Annotated in this window: 25 protein-coding genes and 1 pseudogene; 12 read left to right on the top strand and 14 right to left on the bottom strand. The window is 55.0% G+C overall.

From position 1 onward, the window contains the following. Nucleotides 1-193 precede the first annotated feature (193 nt). The 4 genes from DXB00_RS12225 to DXB00_RS12210 all read right to left on the bottom strand — a co-directional run bounded on the left by DXB00_RS12225 (nucleotide 194) and on the right by DXB00_RS12210 (nucleotide 4,400). The gene (locus tag DXB00_RS12225; protein ID WP_118729114.1) at nucleotides 194-598 is read right to left on the bottom strand and encodes a C-GCAxxG-C-C family protein; all 405 of its coding nucleotides are present in this window, start codon (nucleotides 596-598) and stop codon (nucleotides 194-196) included. A gap of 56 nt (nucleotides 599-654) precedes the next feature. Continuing rightward, a complete protein-coding gene (locus tag DXB00_RS12220; RefSeq protein ID WP_158578274.1) occupies nucleotides 655-2,463 on the bottom strand; it encodes an N-acetylmuramoyl-L-alanine amidase in 1,809 nt (602 codons plus the stop codon). A 171-nt stretch (nucleotides 2,464-2,634) separates the two neighbouring features. Continuing rightward, nucleotides 2,635-3,201 carry a hydrolase gene (locus DXB00_RS12215; protein ID WP_118478860.1) on the bottom strand — a complete coding sequence of 189 codons (567 nt, stop codon included), beginning with the start codon at nucleotides 3,199-3,201 and terminating at the stop codon, nucleotides 2,635-2,637. Nucleotides 3,202-3,254: 53 nt separating this feature from the next. Then, nucleotides 3,255-4,400 (bottom strand): FtsW/RodA/SpoVE family cell cycle protein, encoded by a 1,146-nt coding sequence (locus DXB00_RS12210; RefSeq protein WP_158578275.1) that lies wholly within the window; start codon nucleotides 4,398-4,400, stop codon nucleotides 3,255-3,257. Between the two features lie 499 nt (nucleotides 4,401-4,899). Between DXB00_RS12210 and DXB00_RS12205 the strand changes: the two genes are divergently transcribed. Then, entirely contained in the window at nucleotides 4,900-6,570 is a 1,671-nt protein-coding gene (locus DXB00_RS12205; RefSeq protein WP_118729117.1) for a formate--tetrahydrofolate ligase, read from the top strand. Nucleotides 6,571-6,695: 125 nt separating this feature from the next. Beyond that, the gene (locus DXB00_RS12200; protein WP_118729118.1) at nucleotides 6,696-7,628 is read left to right on the top strand and encodes an AEC family transporter; all 933 of its coding nucleotides are present in this window, start codon (nucleotides 6,696-6,698) and stop codon (nucleotides 7,626-7,628) included. Nucleotides 7,629-7,672: 44 nt separating this feature from the next. Here DXB00_RS12200 and DXB00_RS17340 read toward each other — a convergent pair whose 3' ends face one another. Beyond that, nucleotides 7,673-8,911, bottom strand: a complete 1,239-nt coding sequence (locus tag DXB00_RS17340) for an HAD-IA family hydrolase (protein WP_243022619.1) — start codon at nucleotides 8,909-8,911, stop codon at nucleotides 7,673-7,675. 83 nt (nucleotides 8,912-8,994) lie between these two features. Next, a pseudogene (gene malQ / locus DXB00_RS12190) lies at nucleotides 8,995-10,487 on the bottom strand (4-alpha-glucanotransferase). A 286-nt stretch (nucleotides 10,488-10,773) separates the two neighbouring features. Here malQ and DXB00_RS17995 point away from each other — a divergent pair. Beyond that, the gene (locus DXB00_RS17995; RefSeq protein WP_330426283.1) at nucleotides 10,774-11,115 is read left to right on the top strand and encodes a hypothetical protein; all 342 of its coding nucleotides are present in this window, start codon (nucleotides 10,774-10,776) and stop codon (nucleotides 11,113-11,115) included. Next, nucleotides 11,031-11,432 (top strand): tRNA (guanine(46)-N(7))-methyltransferase TrmB, encoded by a 402-nt coding sequence (gene trmB, locus DXB00_RS17990; RefSeq protein ID WP_305137748.1) that lies wholly within the window; start codon nucleotides 11,031-11,033, stop codon nucleotides 11,430-11,432. The genes DXB00_RS17995 and trmB overlap by 85 nt, the downstream gene beginning before the upstream one ends. 461 nt (nucleotides 11,433-11,893) lie before the next feature. Here trmB and DXB00_RS12180 read toward each other — a convergent pair whose 3' ends face one another. From DXB00_RS12180 to DXB00_RS16190, 3 genes are read right to left on the bottom strand one after another with little or no spacing between them, the layout of a single operon-like run. Continuing rightward, complete coding sequence (locus DXB00_RS12180) at nucleotides 11,894-12,532, bottom strand: phosphoribosyltransferase (protein ID WP_118360675.1); 639 nt, start codon at nucleotides 12,530-12,532, stop codon at nucleotides 11,894-11,896. A gap of 59 nt (nucleotides 12,533-12,591) precedes the next feature. Then, nucleotides 12,592-13,437: a PfkB family carbohydrate kinase gene (locus DXB00_RS12175; protein ID WP_118729120.1), complete on the bottom strand. Its 846-nt coding sequence runs from the start codon at nucleotides 13,435-13,437 to the stop codon at nucleotides 12,592-12,594. Between the two features lie 40 nt (nucleotides 13,438-13,477). Next, nucleotides 13,478-13,690, bottom strand: coding sequence for a hypothetical protein (locus DXB00_RS16190; protein WP_147359216.1), 213 nt, complete (start codon nucleotides 13,688-13,690; stop codon nucleotides 13,478-13,480). A 221-nt stretch (nucleotides 13,691-13,911) separates the two neighbouring features. Between DXB00_RS16190 and DXB00_RS12165 the strand changes: the two genes are divergently transcribed. The 5 genes from DXB00_RS12165 (at nucleotide 13,912) to DXB00_RS12145 (ending at nucleotide 17,707) form a co-directional block, all read left to right on the top strand. Further along, entirely contained in the window at nucleotides 13,912-15,210 is a 1,299-nt protein-coding gene (locus tag DXB00_RS12165; RefSeq protein WP_118729122.1) for a glycoside hydrolase family 10 protein, read from the top strand. Between the two features lie 28 nt (nucleotides 15,211-15,238). Beyond that, the gene (locus DXB00_RS12160; protein ID WP_118729123.1) at nucleotides 15,239-15,979 is read left to right on the top strand and encodes an acyl-[acyl-carrier-protein] thioesterase; all 741 of its coding nucleotides are present in this window, start codon (nucleotides 15,239-15,241) and stop codon (nucleotides 15,977-15,979) included. Continuing rightward, a complete protein-coding gene (locus DXB00_RS12155) occupies nucleotides 15,976-16,287 on the top strand; it encodes a hypothetical protein (RefSeq protein ID WP_118729124.1) in 312 nt (103 codons plus the stop codon). The genes DXB00_RS12160 and DXB00_RS12155 overlap by 4 nt, the downstream gene beginning before the upstream one ends. Next, nucleotides 16,271-16,717 (top strand): HEPN domain-containing protein, encoded by a 447-nt coding sequence (locus DXB00_RS12150; protein ID WP_117489955.1) that lies wholly within the window; start codon nucleotides 16,271-16,273, stop codon nucleotides 16,715-16,717. Before DXB00_RS12155 ends, DXB00_RS12150 begins: the two co-directional genes overlap by 17 nt. Nucleotides 16,718-17,182: 465 nt before the next feature. Next, nucleotides 17,183-17,707, top strand: a complete 525-nt coding sequence (locus DXB00_RS12145; protein ID WP_110436105.1) for a transcription repressor NadR — start codon at nucleotides 17,183-17,185, stop codon at nucleotides 17,705-17,707. A gap of 276 nt (nucleotides 17,708-17,983) precedes the next feature. Here DXB00_RS12145 and DXB00_RS12140 read toward each other — a convergent pair whose 3' ends face one another. Then, a complete protein-coding gene (locus DXB00_RS12140) occupies nucleotides 17,984-18,364 on the bottom strand; it encodes a metallopeptidase family protein (protein WP_117751551.1) in 381 nt (126 codons plus the stop codon). Nucleotides 18,365-18,532: 168 nt separating this feature from the next. On the opposite strand from DXB00_RS12140, the gene DXB00_RS16460 reads away from it, so the two are divergent. Continuing rightward, the gene (locus DXB00_RS16460; RefSeq protein WP_158578276.1) at nucleotides 18,533-19,096 is read left to right on the top strand and encodes a hypothetical protein; all 564 of its coding nucleotides are present in this window, start codon (nucleotides 18,533-18,535) and stop codon (nucleotides 19,094-19,096) included. A gap of 46 nt (nucleotides 19,097-19,142) precedes the next feature. Here the strand turns inward: DXB00_RS16460 and DXB00_RS12125 are convergent, their stop codons facing one another. The 4 genes from DXB00_RS12125 to murC form a co-directional block, all read right to left on the bottom strand. Continuing rightward, nucleotides 19,143-19,769 carry a hypothetical protein gene (locus DXB00_RS12125; RefSeq protein ID WP_119214998.1) on the bottom strand — a complete coding sequence of 209 codons (627 nt, stop codon included), beginning with the start codon at nucleotides 19,767-19,769 and terminating at the stop codon, nucleotides 19,143-19,145. Between the two features lie 64 nt (nucleotides 19,770-19,833). Continuing rightward, the gene (locus tag DXB00_RS12120) at nucleotides 19,834-20,214 is read right to left on the bottom strand and encodes a hypothetical protein (protein ID WP_118646394.1); all 381 of its coding nucleotides are present in this window, start codon (nucleotides 20,212-20,214) and stop codon (nucleotides 19,834-19,836) included. 91 nt (nucleotides 20,215-20,305) lie between these two features. Further along, nucleotides 20,306-20,917, bottom strand: coding sequence for a cytidylate kinase-like family protein (locus DXB00_RS12115; RefSeq protein ID WP_119214997.1), 612 nt, complete (start codon nucleotides 20,915-20,917; stop codon nucleotides 20,306-20,308). Nucleotides 20,918-21,547: 630 nt separating this feature from the next. Beyond that, complete coding sequence (gene murC, locus DXB00_RS12110; RefSeq protein WP_119214996.1) at nucleotides 21,548-22,924, bottom strand: UDP-N-acetylmuramate--L-alanine ligase; 1,377 nt, start codon at nucleotides 22,922-22,924, stop codon at nucleotides 21,548-21,550. Nucleotides 22,925-23,185: 261 nt separating this feature from the next. Here murC and DXB00_RS17335 point away from each other — a divergent pair, with 261 nt between their 5' ends. Further along, on the top strand, nucleotides 23,186-23,806 hold the full coding sequence (locus DXB00_RS17335; protein WP_158581318.1) for an MGDG synthase family glycosyltransferase: 621 nt from the start codon (nucleotides 23,186-23,188) through the stop codon (nucleotides 23,804-23,806). After that, nucleotides 23,803-24,315, top strand: a complete 513-nt coding sequence (locus DXB00_RS12100) for a glycosyltransferase (protein WP_119214994.1) — start codon at nucleotides 23,803-23,805, stop codon at nucleotides 24,313-24,315. Before DXB00_RS17335 ends, DXB00_RS12100 begins: the two co-directional genes overlap by 4 nt. Nucleotides 24,316-24,369 lie beyond the last annotated feature (54 nt).

The raw sequence follows: 24,369 nt of genomic DNA, 5'->3' as shown, positions 1-24,369 counted from the left end.
TTGCTTTGCAAATTCATAAATTCCGGGAGCATGTATCTCGGAATTTATACAAGGGAAGAAAAAATGTGTCCGCAGGACGCGGTTTTTTCTTCGAGATTCGCTCGAAAGCGTGGTTTCGAGCGAGAGGCTGTTCGGAAAACGAAGTTTTTCGACAGCCTCAATCCCTTTCTCAGTCGAGAAAGGGATTTTCTTTTTATTTCGTGAGGTATTCCTCAATCAGCTCACACGCATCCTCAATGCAGCCCGGACAGGAGCGCCGTACATTGCCGTCGGCTACGCCCTTGAGGTCGCGGCACAGATACGCGCCGTTCTTCTGCTCAAACTTCTCCTTGAGCATTTTCGTGACCTTATAGGTCTGACCCTTGGTCGTGCCCGGCTGATCCGCTCCTGCGCTGTTCTTCATGCCCGCGAGCATGAACGCACCGCTCAGCGCGCCGCACATCTCCATGCAGCCCATGCCGAAGCCGAAGCCTTCCGACATTTTATAGGCGGTCTCCTTATCCAGACCAACCAGATCGCAGTACGCGCAGACCACCGCCTGTGCGCAGTTGTAGCCCTGATCGTGAAAATCCTGTGCCAGTTTTGCCCGTTCTGTCATAACAAATATCTCCTTTTTCAAAGCAAACCGCGCCGTAAACGACGCGGTCAACTTATTTAATACTGTACCTGCGTGAAATAATACAGGATCGCATTGCGCTGTGCACGCGCCTGCTTCTGCCAGTCCTCCTCACTGTCGATGAACTTCTGGTCCTCCTCGTTATCAATGAAGCAGAATTCACTCGTCAGCGCCGGAATATTCAGCGCCGCCGCTGCACGGTTGGTGTAATAATAATCGCCGTGGCTGCCCTCGCGGAACACGATCTGGCGAATCGGAACCCCCAGCTTTTCGTACTCGTCGAGCAGCGCCTGCGCCAGAATTTTGGTCGGGCCGCCGTTCTTGTCCGCAATCTGCGCCAGAATTTCCGCTCCGCGTGCAGTGGTGTTGGCTGCATTGTGGTGGATACTAAAGAACAGGTCCGCCGAGGACGCATACTGTTTCATAACAGCGCCGCGCAGCGTCAGCTCGCTGCCTTCCTCAAGGGTATCGCGCACCATGATAACCTTTGCACCGGCTGCCTCAAGATACTGCTTGAGGTACTGCGCCACATACAGGTTGACATGCTTCTCATCGAGCGAACCGCCGTTGTTCCCGCCGACATCGCTGCCGCCGTGACCTGGGTCGATAATGACCGTCATCACGCCATCAATGTGCGAGGTGCGCGGCGGCTGTATCGGATCGTTATCCTCGTCGCCGCTGACGTAGTCGCGCACGCGCGTCAGGTAAGCCGCACTGCAGTAGCGGCCGCTGCCCGAAGCGTTATCCATAATATGTGCCCAGCCGTTGCTGATGCTGTCAACCGCGATTTCCGCGCCGTTTTTCAGCACGCCGACCAGCGTGCCGGAGGTGCTCGGGCTCGAGCGGACAGACAGCTCGGAGTCCACGGTTACACGGTACACGCCGCTTGTGAACGTCTCGGCGGGCGTATCCGGCGTTGTCGGCTCAGTCGGCGTCGTCGGCTCGTCAGGAGTCGCCGGTGTACTCGGCGTCGAAGGTGCGCTCGGCTTGGAGATAGTCGGCTCGGTCTGCTTATCGACCGCCGCATTGTAATCCCTTACGCGCACCAGATAGTCCGCGCTGCAGTAACGGCCGCTGCCGCCTGCGCTGTCCAGCAGATGTGCCCAGCCGTTCGACAGCTTGTCCACGATAACCAGCGCATCCTTGGCGTACTCACCGACTTCGGAATAGGTTTTGCCCGGACCGCTGCGCACGGTCAGCGCCGAATGGACGTTAACGCGGTACACACCGGTCGTGAACGAAGCCGGAATCGGTGCAGGTGTCGGTGTTTTAAGCGAAACCGTGCGGCTGGGTACGTCGTAATCCGCCGTAAAACCGAGTGCAGCCGCCATATCGGCAATCTTGTAGTAGTTGTTTCCGTTGATGATGTAACCGTCAAACGAAACCTTTTTGCCGTTCACCTTGACGATAGCCGTGGTGGGTTTGCCTGCCGCACTGGACAGTGCTGCCGTATTCAGCTCTCCGCCGACCGCGGTGTAATTTTTGCCGGTCGTCAGGGTGATGACGTTGGTGGATTTCTCCCAGCCCACCTCAAACTCTGCGGTGCTGTTGCGCAGCAGATAGGCTACGTCACGCAGCTTAAAATAGTTATAGCGGTTAATTAAGTACGCCTGCGGATTGGTCACCGCCTTGCCGTTGAGCTGAAACGCGTGCGTGGTCTTTGCCGCGCTGACGACCGCTCTCGCCTGCGGCAGATCCTGTGTCAGATCCCGCTCGGCGGCAGTCTCGGTCGTGACGGCTGTGGTTTCTGCCTCCACAGCATCCTGCGGCAATTCTGCGGCCGCCGCACCCGCTGTCATATATATCGCCGCACTCAGAAATACCGCGATCATTCGTTTGAAACGCATTCTTGAACCTCCATGCTGTTTCGCCGATGGGTTGCTTTCCTGCATGCCCGCTGCGGGCATTCTTGATGGTATTTTACCACAAAACGGGGCACATTTCAACGAAATATGACGAAACCGGGGCATTTGTAATATTACAATGCCCCGGTTATTCCATATAAGTACAATATTGCCTTAAATCTCTTCCATCTGCCTGTTGATGGAATCCTCGCAGGAACGCATGGCGTCCAACGTTTGCTGCCACAACTCCTCGAGCGTCAGTCCGCACAGCTCTGCGCCGCGCTCGATGACCTCACGCGAGCAGCCTGCCGCGAACTTTTTATCCTTGTATTTCTTCTTCAGGCTCTTGAGCTCCATGTCCTGCACGCTCTTGGACGGGCGCATGAGCGCCGCCGCACCGATCAGACCAGTCAGCTCATCGGCTGCATACAGCAGCTTTTCCATCTCGTGCTCCGGCTTGATGTCCACGCAAATCGCCCATCCGTGGCTGCATACCGCATGAATAATGCTCTCATCTGCACCGCCTTCGCGCAGCAGCTCAGATGCCTTGACACAGTGCTGCTCCGGCCACTGCTCGAAATCAATGTCGTGCAGCAGGCCGACAATGCCCCAGAATTCCGGGTCATAGCCGCGCTGCTCCGCAAAACAGCGCATGACGCCCTCAACCGTCAGCGCATGCCGTAAATGGAACGGCTCCGCGTTGTACCTGCGAAGAAGCTCCCATGCTTGTTGTCTGGTCATTTTACAAAATCCTTTCTGGCATTTTCAATGTATGCATAGGGGGAGTGCCCATATCAGTTCTGCAGCCAGCTTGGCTTTTCTCGCATTCTGACGCCTGCGGCGATGCCGAGCGCGGCGAACATGGTTACGATAGACGTACCGCCGTAGGAGAAGAACGGCAGCGTCAGGCCCATGACAGGCAGCAGACCGACATTCATAAAGATATTCATAAAGGTCTGGAACAGCAGCATGCCGCTTACACCGACCGCAATCAGCGCCGAAAACGGCGTGGAGGCGCGGTACGCCACATAAAACAAACGGATGATCAGCGCCATCAGCAGAATGATGATGAGCAGGCAGCCGAGGAAGCCCAGTTCCTCACCTGCGACCGAGAAAATGTAGTCGGTCTGGTTCTCCGGCACATACTGCATCTGGGTCATCGTGCCGTTGGTCCAGCCCTGACCGGTGAACTGCCCCGAGCCGATGGCGATCTTGCCGTAGGTCGCCTGTCGGGACTGCTCCACGTCAATGGACGGGTCAAACAGCACGAGGATGCGCGTTTTCTGGTAATCCTTGAGCACATAATTCCACAGGATCGGCACGCTTGCGATACCGACTCCGGCAGCAATGCCCAGCCACTTGAGCGGCAGACCGGCCGAGAACAGCATGATAACCGCGATCATCAGGTACTGGATCGCCATGCCGGTGTCGCCCGACGAGAGCACGACCGCCCCCATCATTACCAGCGTGTGCAGACCGACCGAAACCAGTCCGCGCCATTCGGTGATATGATCCTGTATTTCGGTCATGTGCGCGGCAATCGTGAAGATGAAGATCAGCTTGCCGAGCTCACCCGGCTGCAGGCTTGTCACGCCCAGATTGAGCCATGCACGCTGGCCGTTGACCTCAGTGCCGAGCGGCGTAAACAGCAGAAACTGCAGCAGAATGTTGCCGATCACGAATATTTTCCATAGGTCGCCCAGATTTTCCAAGTCAATCAGACTGAGCGCAATAAATGCCGCCAGACCGAGAATGATCGCGGCACCCTGTACATACAGGTTTTTCGTCGAGCCGTCCAGTGCCGTCACCGGGTTGAGCGTTGCCGAGTAAATGAGGAACATGCCGTAGATCGAGCAGATCAGTCCCAGCAGCATCAGATACAGGTCGGTGTTTTTGATATAATGCGTAACAGAGTGTACAATGGAACGAGCAGTGTCCATCAAACCCCTCCCTTTCAAAATGGAAAATTGAGAATTGAGCATCGGAAATTAAGGTATCGCCGCAAAGCGGCGGAATTAAGGCAATACCGCATAATTGAACAAGAGTGATTTGCGAGTAAATTTTGCGTACTGACGAGGCACAGTTTTGCGGTAATACTTGATGTATTACCGTAAAACTTCGGCAGCGCGGACGGAACTCGCGCAAGGAACCGAAGCCAAAGTCAGGACACAAAATTTCCGCAAAGCACCGCGGCAGTGCGACCGGAGCCTGCACAAGGAGCCGCCGCTTTAATTGTGCGGTGTTGCCTTAAATTGCAGTGCTTTGCACTGCCACACTCATTTTCCATCCTCAATTACATTTCTATATGATACCACAACACACCCCTCTTTGCGAGTAACAATTTCGGCAAATTTTTCGCGTGCTTGTATGGAAAACCGGACGAAGTATTGATATAATGAATATATTATGTTACCCGCTGCAAAATAGAGGAGGAATTTCATGTTATCCGATATTGAAATCGCACAGGGCTGTCAGATGCGCCCGATCACCGAGGTTGCCGCCGCTGCCGGTCTGGATGCCGATGATCTGGAACTGTACGGCAAGTACAAGGCAAAGCTGTCCGCAGACGTGTGGACCAAGGTGAAGGAAAAGGAAAACGGCAAGCTGGTCCTCGTTACCGCCATCAACCCGACGCCTGCCGGCGAGGGCAAGACCACGACCTCGGTCGGTCTGGGTCAGGCACTGTGCAAACAGGGCAAAAACGCGATTATCGCACTGCGTGAGCCGTCTCTCGGTCCGGTATTCGGCATCAAGGGCGGCGCGGCAGGCGGCGGCTACGCGCAGGTTGTTCCAATGGAGGACATCAATCTGCACTTTACCGGCGATATGCACGCCATCACGGCAGCAAACAACCTGCTGTGCGCCATGCTGGACAACCACATGCAGCAGGGCAATCTGCTGAACATTGATCCGCGCCGTATTGTGTTCACCCGCGTAATGGACATGAACGACCGTGCTCTCCGCAACATCACCATCGGTCTGGGCGGCAAGGTGAACGGTGTGCCGCGCGAGGACCACTTCATGATCACCGTAGCGTCCGAGGTTATGGCTATCCTGTGTCTGGCCGCTGATCTGGACGACCTGAAAAAGCGTTTCGGTGATATTCTGGTGGCATACAGCTACACCGGCAAGCCGATCTACGCACGCGACCTGCATGCAGAGGGCGCCATGACGGCACTGATGAAGGATGCCATCAAGCCCAACCTGATTCAGACGCTCGAGGGCACGCCCTGTCTGATGCACGGCGGTCCGTTCGCCAATATCGCACACGGCTGCAACAGCGTGCAGGCAACCAAGCTGGCACTCAAACTGGGCGATATTGCCATCACGGAGGCAGGCTTCGGTGCTGACCTCGGCGCAGAGAAATTCATGGACATCAAGTGCCGCAAGGCTGGACTGGCTCCGGACTGCATCGTACTGGTTGCGACCGTCCGCGCGCTCAAGTACAACGGCGGTGTAGCCAAGGCTGATCTCAATCAGCCGAACATGGATGCGCTGAAGCACGGTATCTGCAATCTGGATGCACATCTGGATAACATGAAGAAGTTCGGCGTACCGGTCGTTGTTGCCGTCAACGCATTCCCGACCGACACTGACGAGGAGATGGATTTCATCCGCGAGCACTGTGCCGAGCGCGGTGTGCGCGTAGCACTCTCCGAGGTATTTGCCAAGGGCGGCGAAGGCGGTCAGGCGCTGGCCGACGAGGTTCTGGCTGTGCTCGACGAGGGCAAGGCCGACTTCCACATGCTGTATGAGGATTCGCTCCCGCTCGAGGACAAGATCCGCAAGATCGCCAAGGAGATTTACGGTGCACTCGGCGTGACCATCGCGCCTGCCGCAAAGAAGGAGCTGGCAAACATCACCGAGATGGGCTACGGCCACCTGCCGGTCTGCGTTGCAAAGACGCAGTATTCACTCTCCGATGACGCATCGCTGCTCGGCCGTCCGACCGAATTTGTTGTCAACGTACGCACCGCTCGTCTGGCTGCCGGTGCAGGCTTTGTTGTTGTAGAGACCGGCTCGATCATGACCATGCCCGGTCTGCCCAAGGTTCCGGCTGCAGAGAAGATCGACGTAGACAGCAACGGTAAGATCACCGGTCTGTTCTAAGGCAACACCGCACAATTAAAGCTGCGGCGGTATTGCCCTAAATACAATGCAAATGAAGAGTGGAGAGAACACCGGCTGCGGTATGCTCTCCACTTTTCCCTCTTTTTTGCTGTGAAAGTGATATTATGCAAATCAGTCTTATTTTAGCGCAGCAGATTGCCGAGCTGTTTCTCATTCTTCTGATCGGCTGCGTGCTCGTCAAGGCCCGGCTGCTCAAAAGTGCGGACAGCCGCGTGCTGTCGGTCGTGATGGTGTATGCGGTTATGCCATGCGTCATCATCAACGCCTTTCAGGTGGATTACACCCCTGCCGTTGTTACCGGATTGCTGTACGCCTTTGTACTGGCGATTGCGCTGCACGCGCTGCTTCTTCTGCTGGCGCGGCTGCTACGCCGTCCGCTGCGGCTGGATGTGATCGAGCGCACCTGCATCATCTACACGAATGCGGGCATTCTGGTCATTCCGTTGGTGCGAGCGCTGCTCGGCGAGGATTATGTGATCTATTCCTGTGCGTTCCTCGTCGTACAGCAGGTTCTCCTGTGGACGCACTGCCGCAGTCTGCTCTGCGGTACGCGCGGCTTCGAGTGGAAAAAGATCATCGGCAATGTCAATATCATCGCTATTTTGATCGGCGGTGCACTGTTCATCCTGCGGCTGCCGCTGCCCGGTCTGGTGAACGATTTGTTTTCTCAGCTTGGCGCGATGGTCGGCCCGATCGGCATGCTGCTGGCCGGTATCGTTATTGCGGACACGCCGCTCCGCCAGCTGTTTATGCGCCGTCGGCATTATGTTCCTGTGCTGCTGCGGCTGATTATCTGCCCGATTATCACAGTACTGCTGCTTCGCGTCATCGGTGCGGCAAACTGGATTCCGGATGGACACAGCATTCTGCTGACCGTGTATCTCGCGTGCATCACGCCTGCATGCGCTACGGTTACTTCGATGGCGCAGCTTTATGACCGCGATGCTGAGTATTCCAGCGCACTGTATGTGCTCACAACGCTGTTTTCCATTCTCACCATGCCGCTGATGGTATGGGTGTTCGAGGTGCTTATTTAACAAAAACCCGTGTATTTCAAATGAAATACACGGGTTTCTTTTTGTCAGAAGCCCAGTTTTTCACCGATGAGCACGACCTCACAGCTTTCAAATCCGCTCGGCACGCCCATATGAATGACCATGGCGCGGCAGATACGCTCCGGACTCTTACAGTTGTGACACCTGCCGTCCACTGCACAAGGCGTTTTTTTATTCAGCCGCTTGGCATTGAGCGGAGCGGCAATATTTCTTGCCCGCTCGATGGCGCTCTGCAGGTCGGGACGCAGCTTGTTCACGCCGCACACGAAAATGCAGCGCTTCGGTCCGAACAGCGTGGCCGCCACGCGGTTGCACTTGCCGTCGATGTTGACGATCTCGCCAGTCTCACTCAGTCCGTTCGCTGAAGACAGGTAAACGTCCGGCGTCTGGCAGTACACGCCCTTGTCGATCCAATGCCAGTGCACGTCCGTGCTGTCCGCAAAGTTCTCCGGAAAACCAAGCTGCTTCATCGTCATTGAGCCGCCCATCGACACGGATTTGCCTGCACAGGTGTCTCTCAGGTAGGAAACTGCCTCATCTTTCGTTTCAAAGTAGCGGAAACCAAAGCCGTAATCGGTCAGAGCCTTTTCCGCCTTGCTCACATCGGGCACGCCGTACGCAAACAGCGGCAGCAGATCGCTCGGCTCATATGCAAGCGCGTCCGCACCGGATGCACGCAGTTCCTCCGCCGAGCGGAATCCCCAGGCAACACCGATGGCGGTCAATCCTGCGTTTACTGCGGTCTGCATATCGGTCGCGCTGTCGCCGATGTAGAGGGTCGTTTCCTTGTCGCCGCCCAGTTCGTCCAGCAGTCCGAGCACGCTTGTCGGATCCGGCTTGCGCGGGATATTCGGGCGTTCGCCATAGGTAATGCTTACTAAATCACCGAAATAGTGCTCAATCAGCGCTTTCGCGGCGGAATCGTACTTGTTCGACAGCACCCCGACCGTCACGCCGTTCTCCTTGAGCGTTTCGAGCACCGAAACAATGCCCTCATACGGATGCGTGCGGTTCATCATGTGCTCGCCGTAGAACGCGCGGAAATCCGCCAGACAGATGTCGATCATCTCGTCCGTGCGGCTCTCTTCGGGAATGCTGCGCTCGACCAGCTTGCGCACGCCGTTGCCGATGCGGATGCGCGTCTGCTCCATGCTCACCGGCGGAAAGCCGTGCTTCTCCACGGCATGGGTTACGCTGTCACACAGATCACCGAGCGAGTTGAGCAGCGTACCGTCTAAATCAAAAATGGCAGTTGTCATTTTCATACATATTCGTCCTTTTCTTGTCCGTGAAAATAGAATACCGCACCACAGAATCCCGTGATGCGGTATCATTATAGCACATTTTCTTACCCGCGCATATACGTCTTGGTAATTTCACCGAGCATGGACGAAACCGTCGGGTTGAGCGCTTCCGCGCGCACGCGCCAGCGCCAGTTCTTGCCGCCGATAGTGGCAGGCGTATTCATGCGGGAATCCGCACCGAGCGAGAGCAGATCCTGCAGGGTCGTCATAGCGATGTTCGCCGAGGACGCCCATACGCACTTGATGGCACTCCAGCCCATGGCCTCGGCGTGCGAGGTACGCAGATAGCGGTATGCAAACTGCTTTTCCGGCTCGGAGCAGATGTCCATGATCTGCTCGCACACGGTCTGCGAATCGTGCGTCGAGGTATAGACGATGCTGTTCGGCTTATAGTTGTGCGGCAGATGCTCGTTGTCGTAATCCGGCGTAAAGCGAAAATCAGCACGCGCATGCCCGGGAAACCGCTTTCTTCGAGCAGTTCCTTGACCTCATCGGTCTGCACGCCGAGGTCCTCCGCAATGAGCGGCACCGGACCGAGCGCCTTCTCGATGGCGTTAAACAGTTCCATGCCCGGACCCTTGCGCCACTTTCCGTTGATGGCGGTCTCCTCGTCCGCGCCGACCTCCCAGTAAGCGGCAAAACCGCGGAAATGGTCGAGACGCACCACGTCGAACAGCGCCATGTTGCTCTTCATGCGCCAGATCCACCACGCGTAGTTTTCCGCCTTGTGCGCCGTCCAGTTGTACACGGGGTTGCCCCACAGCTGACCGGTTGCAGAATAGTAATCAGGCGGTACGCCTGCTACCAGCTTGGGGCTGCGGTCGGGCTTCAGCTTGAACAGCTTGGGGTGCGTCCATACATCGGACGAGTCGGCGGAAACGTAAATCGGGATATCACCGATGATCTGAATGCCCTTTTCGTTGGCATACTCGCGCAGTGCCGTCCACTGCTTGAAGAAGATATACTGCAGAAAAATCCGGAAATCCACCTCGTCACGCAGCTCTGCGGTCACTTTTTCGAGTGCTGCAGGCTTGCGGTCGCGCACATCCTTGTCCGGCCACATGTAGACCGGCATGTGATGGTATTTCTCCTCCTTGAGCGCCATAAACAGCGCGTAATCCGGCAGCCATTCACTGTTCTTCTCAGTGAAGACGGCAATTTTCTCACGCATTTCCGGTGTCACGCGGCTGTATGCCTTGCGGAACAGCGGCCAGCGGGTATCGGCCAGCTGCTCGAAATCCGCGGTATCCGCCGAAGCGTTGAAGTCGCCCTGACGAACCTCATCCGCGGTGAGCAGACCGTCCTCAACGAGCAGATCCATGTCGATCAGATACGGATTGCCCGCCGCTGCCGAAAAGCACTGGTACGGCGAATCGCCAAAGCCGGTATGACCGAGCGGAAGCACCTGCCAGTAGGTCTGGTGCGCCGCCGCCAGAAAATCTACAAAATCACGGGCGGTTTTGCCCATGGTGCCCACGCCGTGCGGCGAAGGCAGTGAAGTGACGTGCGCAAGCACGCCGCTGGAACGCTTAAACATATCCTTCTCTCCCTCTGTCAGTGGATCTGTTGTTATTATAGCACAGATGTATCATTTAACCAAGAACTATCTGCAAATTTGCATATTTTTGTGAAAGTTGTGGTCTTTCTGTAAATTTGGCTGAGATAACGGTTGTGTCATACTATCTCTCTGTGGTATAATATTATGTCTATTATTGCAGAAGATGTGCCGCAGACCGGAGTATTCTGCGGCAGCTTACTCTTTTTTCGTCCCGTTTGAGGACAGTTTTCCGTACTATAACACTGATGTAAGGGGTTTATCACGCATGAGAATGCGCAAAAAGAAAAACTTGGACGTTCGATTTGCCGCCTGTGCGGACGTTATGGCGTTCGAGCCGAAGGAAAAACGCGGCAAGTGGCGCGCCCTGTTCGGCAACGACAATCCGATCCATCTGGAGATCGGCTGCGGCAAGGGCCGTTTTGCCATCGGCATGGCCGAGCAGCACCCGGATGTGAATTTTATCGCGGTCGAGCGCGAGGAAGGTGCGCTCATCATGCAGCCGAGCGCTGCCAGCAGCAGCCGCTGCCCAATCTGCGGTTTGTATCCTTCGACGCGGCTGAGCTGCGCGAAGTGTTCGCGCCCGGTGAGGTGGACCGCATTTACCTGAATTTCTCCGATCCATGGCCGCCCAACCGTCAGCGCAAGCGCCGGCTGACGTGGCGTGCGTACCTGGAAGTATACGATGAAATCCTGCGTCAGCAGGGTGATCTATGCTTCAAGACGGATAATCAGCGCTTTTTCGAGTGGAGTCTGCAGGAGATCTGCCAGTTTGGCTGGCTGATTCAGAATATCTCGCTCGATCTGCATAACTCGGACTTTGAGGGCAATGTCATGACCGAGTATGAGGAGAAGTTCTCCGCGGAGGGCTACCGGATTTATCGTCTGGAGGCACGCCGCCGTCTGCCGGAATTTCTGAAAAAGTAAACGAAAGAGGAAGGTTTTTACCTTCCTCTTTTGCTTTTTCAAAGTTCCGGTTATCAGTATTGTTTGTTAGTCTCTGCCAGACGGTGGTTGAGCGCTTGCGAAGCGAACGAAATCTTGCCTGCCCGGCAGGGGCACAAGAGGGTAGACACCAAGGTTTCCACCCTCTTGTGAATCACCCCTTTCCTAAGATAGTCTGGCGCAGACCAGAGACCGGCGACCGCTTCGAAAATGGGGAACGGCAGAGGATTTTTTCTTCCGTAGGGGCGCACAGAGTGCGCCCATTTCTCTACCTATTCGCAGTGTCAGATTCCATACTGCTACACATACCATTTCATCTCTGCAGGCGCGACACAAGGTGAATTGCCCGAAGGGCGAGAGAAACCATCGCGTTCATTTTCCATTCTCAATTTTCCATTCTATACGCATAAAAAAGAGGAAAGCTCACGCTTTCCTCTTGCCCGTTACAGCTTATTGTACCCTCTCGGGGTGACGATTGCATCCAGTGGAGTGCCTGCGGCACAGTCCGGGCAGGCTTTGCCGCGCACAAAGTTCTGGTAATGCGGGAAATCCGCGCCGGAGAACAGGCTGACAACCTTTTTTCCGCTCAGCTCGCTGATATTGGAGAACAACGCCGCAAAGCCGGAAACGCGGCCGCCGTAATACTCAACGCACTCCTTCGCCTGCGAGAAGGTCTGACCGGTGGATGCGGAATTGACCAGCACAAGCACATTACGGTGCTCGATCATATGGCGCAGGTTATCCGAGAACACAAACTGACCGTTGACGTTGCTGTCCGGCTCGACAAGATAAATATCCTTGCCGCTGTTGACATTGCCCATGCCCACGCTCGACAGCTCACCGGCGAGATACGCGCCGATGTACTCCGTGCCTTCCATGCACAGCAGTGTATCAATGCTGGTGGACGATAACTGGTATGCAATGCTGCGCGCGGCTTCTCTGGACATTGCCATGCTGTGCTTGATCTCGGACATATCAATATAGTAGTTGATGTGCGAATGATTCGTGGCAAAATGCCCCGGTATCGCGTCCGCGTAAAGTCGCTTGTTCACACGGGAGGTGATGCGGATCGACTGCTTCATACAAAAACCACCTTTCTTACAGCGCACCCTATCGGGGAATATCTGAGAATCTATCTATATTATACCTCAGTCTGGTTCTCGTGGCAAGAAAAAAGGCGCGGCAGCAGCTTTTCAAATTGCACGCCATGCATAGGGTCGGTATGCTGCGCGGCAGTGTAGGCGATGCAGTCCTTGACGAACTCGCCGGCGAGCGCACAGGCATCGGCAAGCCCCCTGCCGTTCAGCAGCGCGCCGAGCACGACCGCCGCAAACAGGTCTCCGGTGCCGGGATAATACTGCGCGATCCTCTCGTGCAGGCTGATGGTGCCGCCGTCCGCAGACAGACAGCCGGAACCGACCTTCCCCGGCTCGTAATCCAAACCGGTCAGCACAACCTGTGCGCCGTAGCGGCTGTGAAGTGCATGCAGCCACTCCTGTGCTTCCGTTTCGTTCTGCGGTGCGGAGGCTGGGTCGCGGTCGAGCAGGATAGCCGCTTCGGTCGTATTCGGCGTGATGATATCCGCAATTTCGCACAACTCGCGCATACGCGTGCACATTTCGGGTGTATAGGTGGCGTAGACCTCACCGTTGTCGCCCATCACCGGGTCGATGAACGCCGTGCCGTTTTCGGATTTCAGCCGCAGTACGGCATCCCGCACGCAGTCGATCTGATCTGCCGAGCCGAGAAAGCCCGCGTACACCGACTCAAACCGTAACCCTAACCGGTCGTACTGGTCGATGACACGCGGCATAACACCGGTCAGATCGACCGTTTCCCAGCCGGGAATGGCCATGTGCGTGGAAAAATATGCGGTCGGCAGCGGCACGCACTGGTGTCCTGCCGCCGAAATCGCTGCAATGATCGGCACAAGCGACGAACGTCCGAAACCCGACAGATCGTGCAGCGCTAAAACCTTTTTCTGCATGGATTTGCTCTCCTTCTTACTCTATGGCAACACCGCACAATTAAAGCTGCGGCTTCTTGCGCAGGCTCCGGTCGCGCTGCCGCGGCTTCTTGCGCAGGCTCCGGTCGCGCTGCCGCGGCGCTTTGCGAAAATTTTGTGTTCTGATTTTGGCTTCGGTTCCTTGCGCGAGTTCCGTCCGCGCTGCCGAGATTTCTTGCAATACGGCAAGTATTGCTGCAAAACCGCGTCTTGTCAGTACGCAAAATTTACTCACAAATCGCTCTTGTTCAATTATTCGGTATTGCCCTGTCTGTATTTCAGCATACAATGAAAAACCTTTTCTGTCAACGCACCTGTCTGCCAGAATTCACATTATGTACTTAAATTTCCCGAGCGGTTGTGGTATAATATAGGGTAACAAATTGGCGAAGCTGCTTTCACAAGCAGAGTATGCAATGGTTATGAAAGCAGCTTCCGGATAAAAGGAGATTCTTCATGCTGAAAAAACGCATTCTATCCATCGTGCTGGCGCTGACCATGCTGATGATACCGGGCGCTTATGCCGCTCAGCCCGCAAAGGACAATATGCGCGGTGTCTGGGTCGCGTCCGTACATAATATTGATTTCCCCTCCGAGCAGGGCATGACCGCCGACCAGCTCAAGGCCGAGGCCGACACCGAGCTGGACAATATTGCCGCAATGGGCCTGAACACGGTATTCCTTCAGGTTCGGCCTTCCGCCGATGCACTGTATCCGTCCGAGCTGTTTCCGTGGAGCCGCTATGTCAGCGGCACGGCCGGTCAGGCGCCGAACGGCAGCTTTGACGCCCTCGGCTACTGGGTAACCGCAGCGCACGAGCGCGGTCTGCAGCTGCACGCGTGGATCAATCCGTACCGCATTACGATTGACGGCGAGGACGAATGGAATGCAATCCCGGATTCCAGTCCGGCCAAGCAGCATCCGGAGTGGGTTGTCAAATACAACGACAACTACTACTTCAATCCCGGTATTCCGGCGGTACAGCAGCTTGTCGTAGACGGTGCGGCTGAGATCGTCAAGAATTACGACGTAGACGGCATTCATCTGGACGATTATTTCTATCCGGGTACGGATTTTGCCGATGAGGCGACTTACGAGCGCTACGGTCAGGATTTCAGCAGGATCGGTGACTGGAGACGCGACAACGTCAACACACTCATCGCTGCTCTGGATGAGACACTGCATACGCTGGATAAGAACCTCTCGTTCGGTGTCAGTCCCGCCGGTATCTGGGAAAACAAGAGCGCAAACTCCAAGGGCAGCAACACGCAGGGGCAGTCCTCATACAGCGAGCTATACTGCGATTCCCTGCAGTGGATCAACGCCGGCACAGTAGACTATATCTGTCCGCAGCTGTACTGGTCGATCGGCTTTGAGCCTGCTGACTTCCAGACGCTCGTCAAGTGGTGGCAGAAGGCGGTTTCCACCAGCGATGTAGCGCTGTACATCGGCATCGGCGCATACCGTTCGGCGGAAGCGCAGCCCGGTGATACCTGGTACGGCACGGATGAAATCGAGCGTCAGCTTACTCTGCTCGATGACAGCATAGATATTCAGGGCGAGGTATTTTTCAGCTATGCCTCCCTTGAGTCCATCGACGGCTGTCCGGCCTTCCTGACCACGCACTACGCGGAGGATAAGCCGGTCACCAAGCCGGATACCGACAATTCCGGCACCATCACCCAGGAGGAAGCACAGCAGCAGGCTACCCTGCTGGATATGCTTTCCCGCTTTATCGTTTCCCTGTTCCGCTAACCGCACATTTTTTCGGAGGTGCATTCCCATGGTCGATCTACTCACCCGTGAATATGAGGTGAATTACAGCCACATTGACAACCGCGGCATTGCCAAGCCGTCCTTCCTATGGAATATCATGCAGGACGCGGCGACCGTCCACGCAGAAGCGCTGCACATCGGTCCGCTCGATCTGCGGATCGTGTGGGTACTCTCGCGCATGAAAGCGCGGCTGACACGTCCGCTGCTGCCGTATGAGCGGCTGCGGTGCGAAACGTGGTGTCCGGGCATCAAGGGTGCAAGCTGGTACCGCAGTTTCTCGTTTTTTGTGGATAACAAGCCGGTTGGCGACGCACAGTCTATGTGGGTAACGCTCGACCCGGAGACGCACCGCATTGTGCGTCCGAGCGCATTTCCCGAAGCCGAGCAGTACCTGCACACCTCCCGCGGAGAGTTGTTTGCGCCGCTGCCCAAGCTGTCGTGCGACAATGTACGCCTGCATCATGTTCACGAGGTCCGTTATTCGGATCTGGATGTCAACAATCATGTCAACAACGTGCGTGCGGTCGAGCTGATCTCGGACGCGCTCGACCTGTACAAGCAGCCGGGTTTTGTCTCCGAGCTGCAGGTCAACTACACCGCCGAAACCGCCTGCGGCGAATCGCTTTCGCTGCTGACCGGCACGGCGGACAGCGCACGTTACATTCGCGGTGAAGCCGATGGCAGAACCCGCTTCGAGGCGCTTGCCACGCTTTCGCCGCTGCCCGACCCGAAGGAGGGATTGGTATGACGCAAGCGATCGAGCAGGCTGTATGCGACATTTTGGACGCGTGCCAGCCGGTCAAAATCATCCTGTATGCGGAAAAGCGTACGATGGCAACCGACAAGCTCAAGGCATTCAGCCTTTGCATTATCGTGCCGGAGAGCGCCAACTGCCGCACACTGCGCACACACCTGCACCTGGCGATTACGGTTTCCGTACCCGTCAGTCTGAGCGTTTACACCACCGAGGAATGGGCGGAGCTTTGCACGGACAGTACCTCGTATGCCGCATGGATCGCCCGGAAAGGCAAGGTGATTTATGACCAGGCGACGTAAAGGTGCATCCGACAGCTGTTTTTACTACAAATGGCTGGACAAGGCGCTGTGCGACCTGCAGGCCGCACGTCTGCTGCTGACCTATGGCGGCGATCATTACAACATCGCGTTCCACTGCCAGCAGGCGATTGAAAAGGCACTGAAAGGTTATCTGCTGTTCCGCACCGGACGGCATTTTGACGGACACAACCTGACGTACCTGTGCCGTCAGGCGATCCAGCTGGACTCGAAGGCGTTCTCCGAATATCTGGACGAGAGTGCGGCGCTCAACGATTTATATATTGAGACGCGGTATCCAACCGACCTGCCGTTTGAGATTGATGAGCTGGAGGTCCGCCGGTATCTGGATATGGCAGAGCGGATGTTTGCCGCGATTCGGCAGCAGCTGTATGAGGGCGGGAGACCGCATGAGATTGTGCAGCGCAGATAATTTTTATTTGCGCTGTTTGCCTAACGAATTAGGAATAGGTGCTAACCCTTAGCTGGGGTTCCAAAAGGATAGACACCAAGGTTTCTATCCTCTTGGGACTCCAGTTTCCTTTTGTTTGTTAGTCTGGCGCATACCAGAGACCGGCGACCGCTTCGAAAAGGGGAACGGCAGTCGGGTTACTCTTGCGTTTGTTTCGTAAAATATTCGCAGTTCACAGATACCTTACTGCTACACATATCGGCTACTCTCCGCAGGCGCGACACAAGGTGAATTGCCCGAAGGGCACTCCGGGAGATGCTCGCACCGCGCAACTCGTTCGTCTGGGGCTACGGACGGCACCTGTGAATTACACCTATCCTTCAACTCTTACCTCCTCACTCCTACCTTGCATAATCTCTCCCATCTTGACACTTGCATACTCCGTCAACTTTTGCTATCATATAAGGATGTAAGGAGTGACTAACCATGAACGCTGCGGAACGACGCACTAAAATCACCCACCTGCTTGCACAGGCGAACGGGCCGTTATCGGCGACCGCGCTGGCCGCGCAATGCGGTGTCAGCCGCCAGATTATTGTAGGCGATGTTGCGCTGCTGCGTGCAGGCGGATTAGCCGTGCTCGCTACGCCGCGCGGATATATTCTGGAGAACACCTCGGCGCCGGCCTGTGCGGAGCGGCACATTGTCAGCCACCACGACAACAGCCGCATGCTTGAGGAGCTATACACGGTTGTCGATCTCGGCGGAGCCGTGATTGATGTGACGGTCGAGCACGCTGTATACGGTCAGATCTGTGCACCGCTGCATATTTTCTCGCGGTATGACGCCGACGCGTTTAACGAGAAGATTCAGCAGTCCGGTTCCCGGCCGCTGTCCAACCTGACCGGCGGCATCCACCTGCACACCATCCGCGCTACGGATGAGAAAACGCTCGAACGCGTAATTCAGGGGCTCAAGGACAAAGGCTTTCTGCTGCTCGAGGATAACTAAAAACCACCCGAACGATAGATTTCGTTCGGGTGGTTCAGTCTATCAATAAAGTCCGTTTTCGCGATGCTGACGCTGCCGCGCGGCAGCGCGCATGAAATAGAATTTGCTGTGCAAATTCGTAAAAAGCCGGAGCATATATCTGGCTTTTTACACTTCTGGAGGAACTTTCGGACGACTTTGGAACGGCCTGCGGTCCGTTCCTGCTTGTCGGCGAAACTGTAGTTTCGCGACAGCCGCAACCACCCGAACGACAGATTTCGTTCGGGTGGTTTTCTTTTACTCGTTATCTGCCTGCTGCTCCTTATACATAGCGATCTGCTCCGCATCCCATACCTCCAGATCACGCACACCGGCTCGTCCTTCAACGTGGTGGCGGAATTCATGCCGCAGGACTTTTCGCATTTCTTCGGTCAGCTCGTCCTCATCCAAATGGCGGTACGCCCGCTTGAACGAGCCGTAGTACATTACAATATACTTGCCCATCGCCGGATCAATGCGGTACTGCCCCATCACATACAGCGTGCCGTTGCGGTCCTCCGGGTGCAGAAGATACCCGGGTTCCACGACGATACCACCGTTCAGCTCCTCGTAAAACGACTGCGGAATCTCCTCCGCAAGATCGGATAAAATTTCTTCAAATCGGTCAATCGAGATCATGCCTGTCTTCCTTTCTGACCTTGCTGCTTGTCTGCCCTTACTATATCACAACCTGTTTTTTCAGGCAACCAAACTTTTTATGAACAATGTGTCTTGACAAGTGTTGCTCCGTGTTGTATACTTCTATCTGTTCACAAATAAAGGGATCGGAAAGGAATTGTATCACTTATGACTATGACGAAAAACAAGCTGTACCACATGGTGCTGGCCGGTATTCTTTGTGCCATTGGCATTGTTGTCCCGATGTTTATGCCGCGTATCGTACTTGGCCCGATGTCCTTCACGCTGGCAAGCCACGTTGCCGTATTCCTCGGCATGTTCATCTCTCCGGCGGTTGCCGTAGCGGTCTGCATCGGCACAACCATTGGCTTCTTCCTTACCACGCCGGCAATCATTGCACTGCGTGCGGCGTCCCATATCGTGTTCGCGTTCATCGGTGCAGCCTATCTCAAGCGCAATCCGGATATCATCAACCGTCCGGTTGCAAGCACCGTATTCAACTTCATCATTGCACTGCTGCACGCTGCCGCCGAGATGATCATCGTTACGCCGTTCTTTATGTCCGGTGCGCTGTTCACTGCTGAGCAGCTCGCAAACGGCTTTGTTGCAAGCGTTGTTCTGCTGGTTGGTCTCGGCACGGTCATTCACTCCATGCTGGACTACTCTATTTCCATCCTGGTTTGGAAGCCGCTGTGCACTGCAATGCCGCAGCTGCGTACCTCGCAGGATTAAATCCCTTTAAAAAAAAACCGCCGAAATTTCGGCGGTTTTTTTGTGCTCATTTCACCTCGCAGCCGCCCCATTCCACAACGGTGAAGCCGTCTCTTGCAAACGGCGTGAACGTCTGCGGCTCGATGGTCTGCGGCTTGCTCAACGGCTTCCACGCCATGAATACGCGGAGAACGCTGTCCGGTGTCGGGTCAATATCCAGCTTTGCGATGTCGGTGTAGCGTTCCGACTGGAACGAGATGAGATTGTACGGGTTTTCCTGCATTTTCGGCAGCCAGTACACGATAAACTCATTGTACTCCTTCGGAGTCAGACCGATCTCAGCCAGTGTTTCGTGGAGGAAGTCTGCCGTGTCCGCTCCCGCGACGCAGAAGCCCTTGGAAAAATCGTAGTCCGGCTTCGATTCGCCTTCCCAGAACAGATAGGAGTATTCATTTCCGGCCTCGTCATACAGCGTGCCGTCCGGTTCGGCGGTTACGTGCCAGCCGTTCTCATACGCCGGATAGGTCGCGGTCAGCGTGCCCGCGTAGTCCAGCGACACGGAAACCGCTGTCTTCTGTTCGGGATATAGGTAGATGACGGGTTTTTCAGTTAACGGCTCATCTGCCGGCTCAGCGCATCCTGTCAATCCAAGCACCAGCGCCGCTGTGAGTGTTCCTGCAAGCAATTTTTTCATAGCGATTCCTCCTTTGTTCGGTTAGACGAAATCGGGGCGGTTTGGTTCCCTGTTCTGCGGAAATTTACGGTCGTACCCACTCACCGGTCAGTTCATTCTTCTGCAGAACCAGATGGAAGCCCTCGGCATCATTAAAATAAACCGCCTTATCCGTATCCTCAATCGGCAGGACAACGGTGTATTCCGCACTCATCGTGTTTGCACTGCCGAATGCGTTGTAAAACGTAAGATAATGTTCGCCGTTCTTCGGCTCGTCCTTATAATCCCGGATATCCTCAATCGGCGGAAAGACAGCTGCATGAAGTGTCAGCGTTTTCTCATTCTCGGAAACCGTGTAATCGCGCAGTGTGACATTCTGCTGCTCGGTCAATCCCGATCCCACACGAAACACCAGAAATGGTACGAGAACTGCAGCTAACGCAACAATAATCTTTCGTATTTTCATCGTCTTTCTCCTATCCTCTTATCTGCAAAAATGCGAAAGGCCGTCCGCAAGGGACGACCTTTCCGCACTCTCTCTTTTCCCTATACAGCAGTTACTTCTTCAAGCGATTGATGTACTCCAGAATAATATCGGAGGAATATTCAACGCCCAGACGGCCTGCGTTAATGCAGAGGTCGTAATGGTCGCACTTGCCCCATACCTTGCCGGTATAGTAATTGTAATAGGTAGAACGCTGCTTATCCATCTTTTCGAGAGCAGCCTCGGGCGTCTTGCCCTCGATGACGTAATCACCGCAGGTCTGAACGCGCTTTACACGGTCCTCAATCGAGCCATGGATGAAGAAATCGAACTTATTCGGGAAGTCACGCAGTACATGGTCTGCACAGCGGCCGACGATAACACACGAAGAATCCTCTGCCATCTCGCGGATGATATTGGACTGAGCCAGATACAGCTGATCGGTCAGGCTCATGCCGTTCAGACCAACCGAACCGAACATCGTCAGCGAGTACAGGAAGCTGTTGGTGGCACGCTTGTCGAGCTGCTCGAACAGCTTTTCGTCAAATCCGGTCTTTTTAGCCGCACGGGTAATAAGTTCCCGGTCATAGAACGGAACGCCCAGACGGAGCGCCAGCTTCTGACCGATCTCACGACCACCGGTACCATATTCACGACCAATAGTAATAATCAAGTTGCTATTCATAACGCACCCTCCTTACCAACCGGAATTATACAAATTGTACAATTCTCTATATTTGTAGTATGAACCATTTATGCGTTTTTGTCAAGTGGGATTCAAAATTTTTTTCATTCTGTAAATCGGGTTGGAATTGCTGCCTGCAGGCGGCGGGAACGTCGCCGCACCCACGGCGGTGGGCACAAGGATGGACACCAAGGTTTCCACCCTTGTGAATCCCGTTTCCTTTATTTCTTAGCCTGACGCAGACCAGAGACCGGCAACCGCTCCGAAAAGGAGAACGACAGTCGGGTTACTCTTACGTTTGTTTCGTGAAATATTCGCAGTTCATAGACAGCTTACTGCTACACATATCGGTTACTCTCCGCAGGCGCGACACATCTGTGTCGCGCAACTCTTTTACGCGTTGTTATAGACAGTTCCTACGGATTACGATTATCAATAATCTTTACCGCATGGTGCGGCAAGGTGAATTGCCCGAAGGGCAAGAGAAAGTGCCTGGGGTGCGACCTCGGCGCACCGTTTGTATCCCGTCTGCACATTGTATAACCGTCACGTCAATTCTCCATTTTCCATTTTCAATTCTCAATTTGGCAAAAGAAAACCCGCTCGAAAGCGGGTTTTCTCGTTATCTGTTTACTTATTCTTAATCAGCATCGGTCCGACTTCATTGATATTACCGGCGCCCATGGTGAGCACCAGATCATTCGGGCCTGCCTCCTTACGGAGATAATCCGCAATCTCGTCAAAGCTGTCGAACGATACCGCGCCCGGCACCTCTCTGGCGATATCCGAGGAATAAATGCCGATGGTATTCTTCTCGCGGGCGGCATAGATCGGAGCAAGAACCGCCTGATCGCACATCTTGAGCGCCTCCACGAACTCGTGGAACAGCGCCTTAGTGCGGGTATATGTGTGCGGCTGGAACGCGCACAGGATACGGTCGAAGTGCATTTCCTTTGCGGTGTTCAGCGTGGCCTTCATCTCGCTCGGATGATGTGCGTAATCGTCCACGACGGTTGCGCCGTTCGGCATTTTTCCGACCAGCTGGAAGCGGCGGGACGAACCGGTGAACTTGTTCAGACCGCGCTCGGCAGCGTCACCCGGCACACCGAGGAACTCGGCAGCGGCGCAGCACGCCAGTGCGTTCAGCATGTTATGACGGCCCGGAACGGACAGCGCCACCTTAGCGTATTTCTTCCCCTCTACCATAACGGTAAAGCGGTAGTAGCCGTTCTCATCGCGCACGTCGGTCGGGTAAACGTCCAAGGTTGCGCTCGTGCCGAAGGTACGGACCTTGCGGTTGATACCTGCCACACTGCGCATTGCATGCGGGTCATCGCCGTTGACGACAACAAGGCCGTTCATCGGGGTCAGCTCGGCAAACTCGTGGAACGAGTGGATGATATCGTTGATATCCTTGAAGAAGTCGAGATGATCCTCCTCTACATTGAGGATAACCGCAACGGTCGGTGCAAAGCGCAGGAACGAGTTGCAGTATTCGCAGCTTTCAGCCACAAAACAGCCCTTGCCGCCGATGCGGAGCGTACCGCCGATGGCAGGCAGGTTGCTGCCGACCATAACGGTCGGGTCCATCTGCGCTTCCATGGTCATGAGCGTCATCATCGAGGTGGAAGTTGTCTTGCCGTGCGTGCCTGCCAGACAAACCACGTTGTCATAATCGCGCATGAGGTGTCCCCATGCCTCGGCACGCTCCATGACCGGAATGCCCAGCTCATGGGCGCGGACGATCTCCGGATTGTCATCATGCACGGCAGCGGTACGCACGATGAGCGACGCACCCTCGACGTTCTCCGGCTTGTGCTCGTAGGTAATCTTTGCGCCCAGAGCCTCCAGCCGCGCGGTAACATCCGTACGCAGACGGTCGGAGCCGGAAATCGGCACACCGCGGCTGAGCAGCAGCTCGCCAAGCGAATTCATGGACACGCCGCCGATGCCGATCAGGTGGATGCGTTCCTTATTTTCAATGTAGGGCTTAATAGACAGAGCCATTTCCCTAAGCCTCCTGTATTTTCGTTTATTAGATTTATTATAGTACAAAATCGCCCGGAATAAAATAGCTAACCGAGAAAAACTCCTGCCGGACCTGAAAAAAAGGAATATATGATACCGGAAATACCGCTGCATATCGCTTATCCGCATACATTTAACGAAAGTGTAGTTTGATTTTTTCGCATGTTTACGATAAAATATCCTTAGGCATGCTGTCCTGTCCGGTCAGCACAAATGCCGCAATATAAGGAGAGGCATTGTATGAGAGTACTGATTTTATCCGTCACCGCCGGTTTCGGTCACCATGCCACCGCAAAGGCCATCGGCGACATGCTGGAATCCAAGGGCGCGGAAGTTCACACGCTGGATGTTTACGCCTATATCAGCAACCTGATCAAAACCACCATCGACAAGGGATATCTGTTCTCCTCCAAGCACATGCAGACGCTGTACCGTCTGGTCTACCAGCTGGCTGAGAACAACGGCGCAAGCTATTTTAACTCTGCGCCGAGCATTATCAATATCATCAACGCACTCGGTGCGTCCAAGTTTGCCAAGGTCATTGCGAACCATGTGCCCGATGTTATCATCTGTACGCATGTTTTTGCCGCACAGATGGTCGATGAGCTGAAAAAACGCAAAAAACTCGCCGATATCGAGACCATCGGCATTGTTACCGACTACACGCTCCACCCGTACTGGAGGATGTGCCGCGCGTGCAGTACATCGTCACCGCGAGTGAACTGCTCACCTACCGCTGTGTGCAGCGCGGCATTCCGGAGGACCGCATCCTGCCGTTCGGCATTCCGGTGCACCCGAAATTCAACGAAAAGCTGTCCCGCGAGGACGCGGCAGCACAGCTCGGCATTGACCCGAAAATGAAAACCATCCTGCTGATGGGCGGCAGCATGGGCCACGCCGACCATGTGAAAAACATCGAAAGCCTGTCGCAGATCGGCACGCCGTTCCAGTTTCTTGTGGTATGCGGCAACAACAAAAAGATGCTCTACCATGTAGAGCAGTTTGCCGCGCATTATCAGGGCAGCTGCAGGATCTATCCCTACGGCTTTGTACACAACGTAGAGGTGATGATGAGCGCGTCCGACTGCATTGTATCCAAGCCGGGCGGTCTTACCGTGTCCGAGGCTCTGGCGAAAAACCTGCCGATGCTGCTGTTCGATCCGATCCCCGGGCACGAGGAGCGAAATGTTGATTTTCTGGTCAACAACGGCATGGCGGCGCTCATTACCAAGCACTTCCCGATCGACGAGGCGGTGTACGAGCTGTTCTGCAATCCGGTGCGGCTGGAGACCGTGCGGAGAACCATGAGCGAGATCGCCCATCCGGATGCCACCGAACGGCTGGCTGAATTTGTCCTGCGTAAACGATAATACAGTGAAAGGGAGTACCCGCCTGCGGGTACTCCCTTTCGTGCCGTTAAATTC

The organism is Butyricicoccus sp. OF10-2, from assembly GCF_003481925.1.
GTDB classification, from domain to species: domain Bacteria; phylum Bacillota; class Clostridia; order Oscillospirales; family Butyricicoccaceae; genus Agathobaculum; species Agathobaculum butyriciproducens.
The sequence above is the reverse complement of the archived record's forward strand: the minus strand, read 5'-3'. Positions and strand labels throughout refer to the sequence as shown.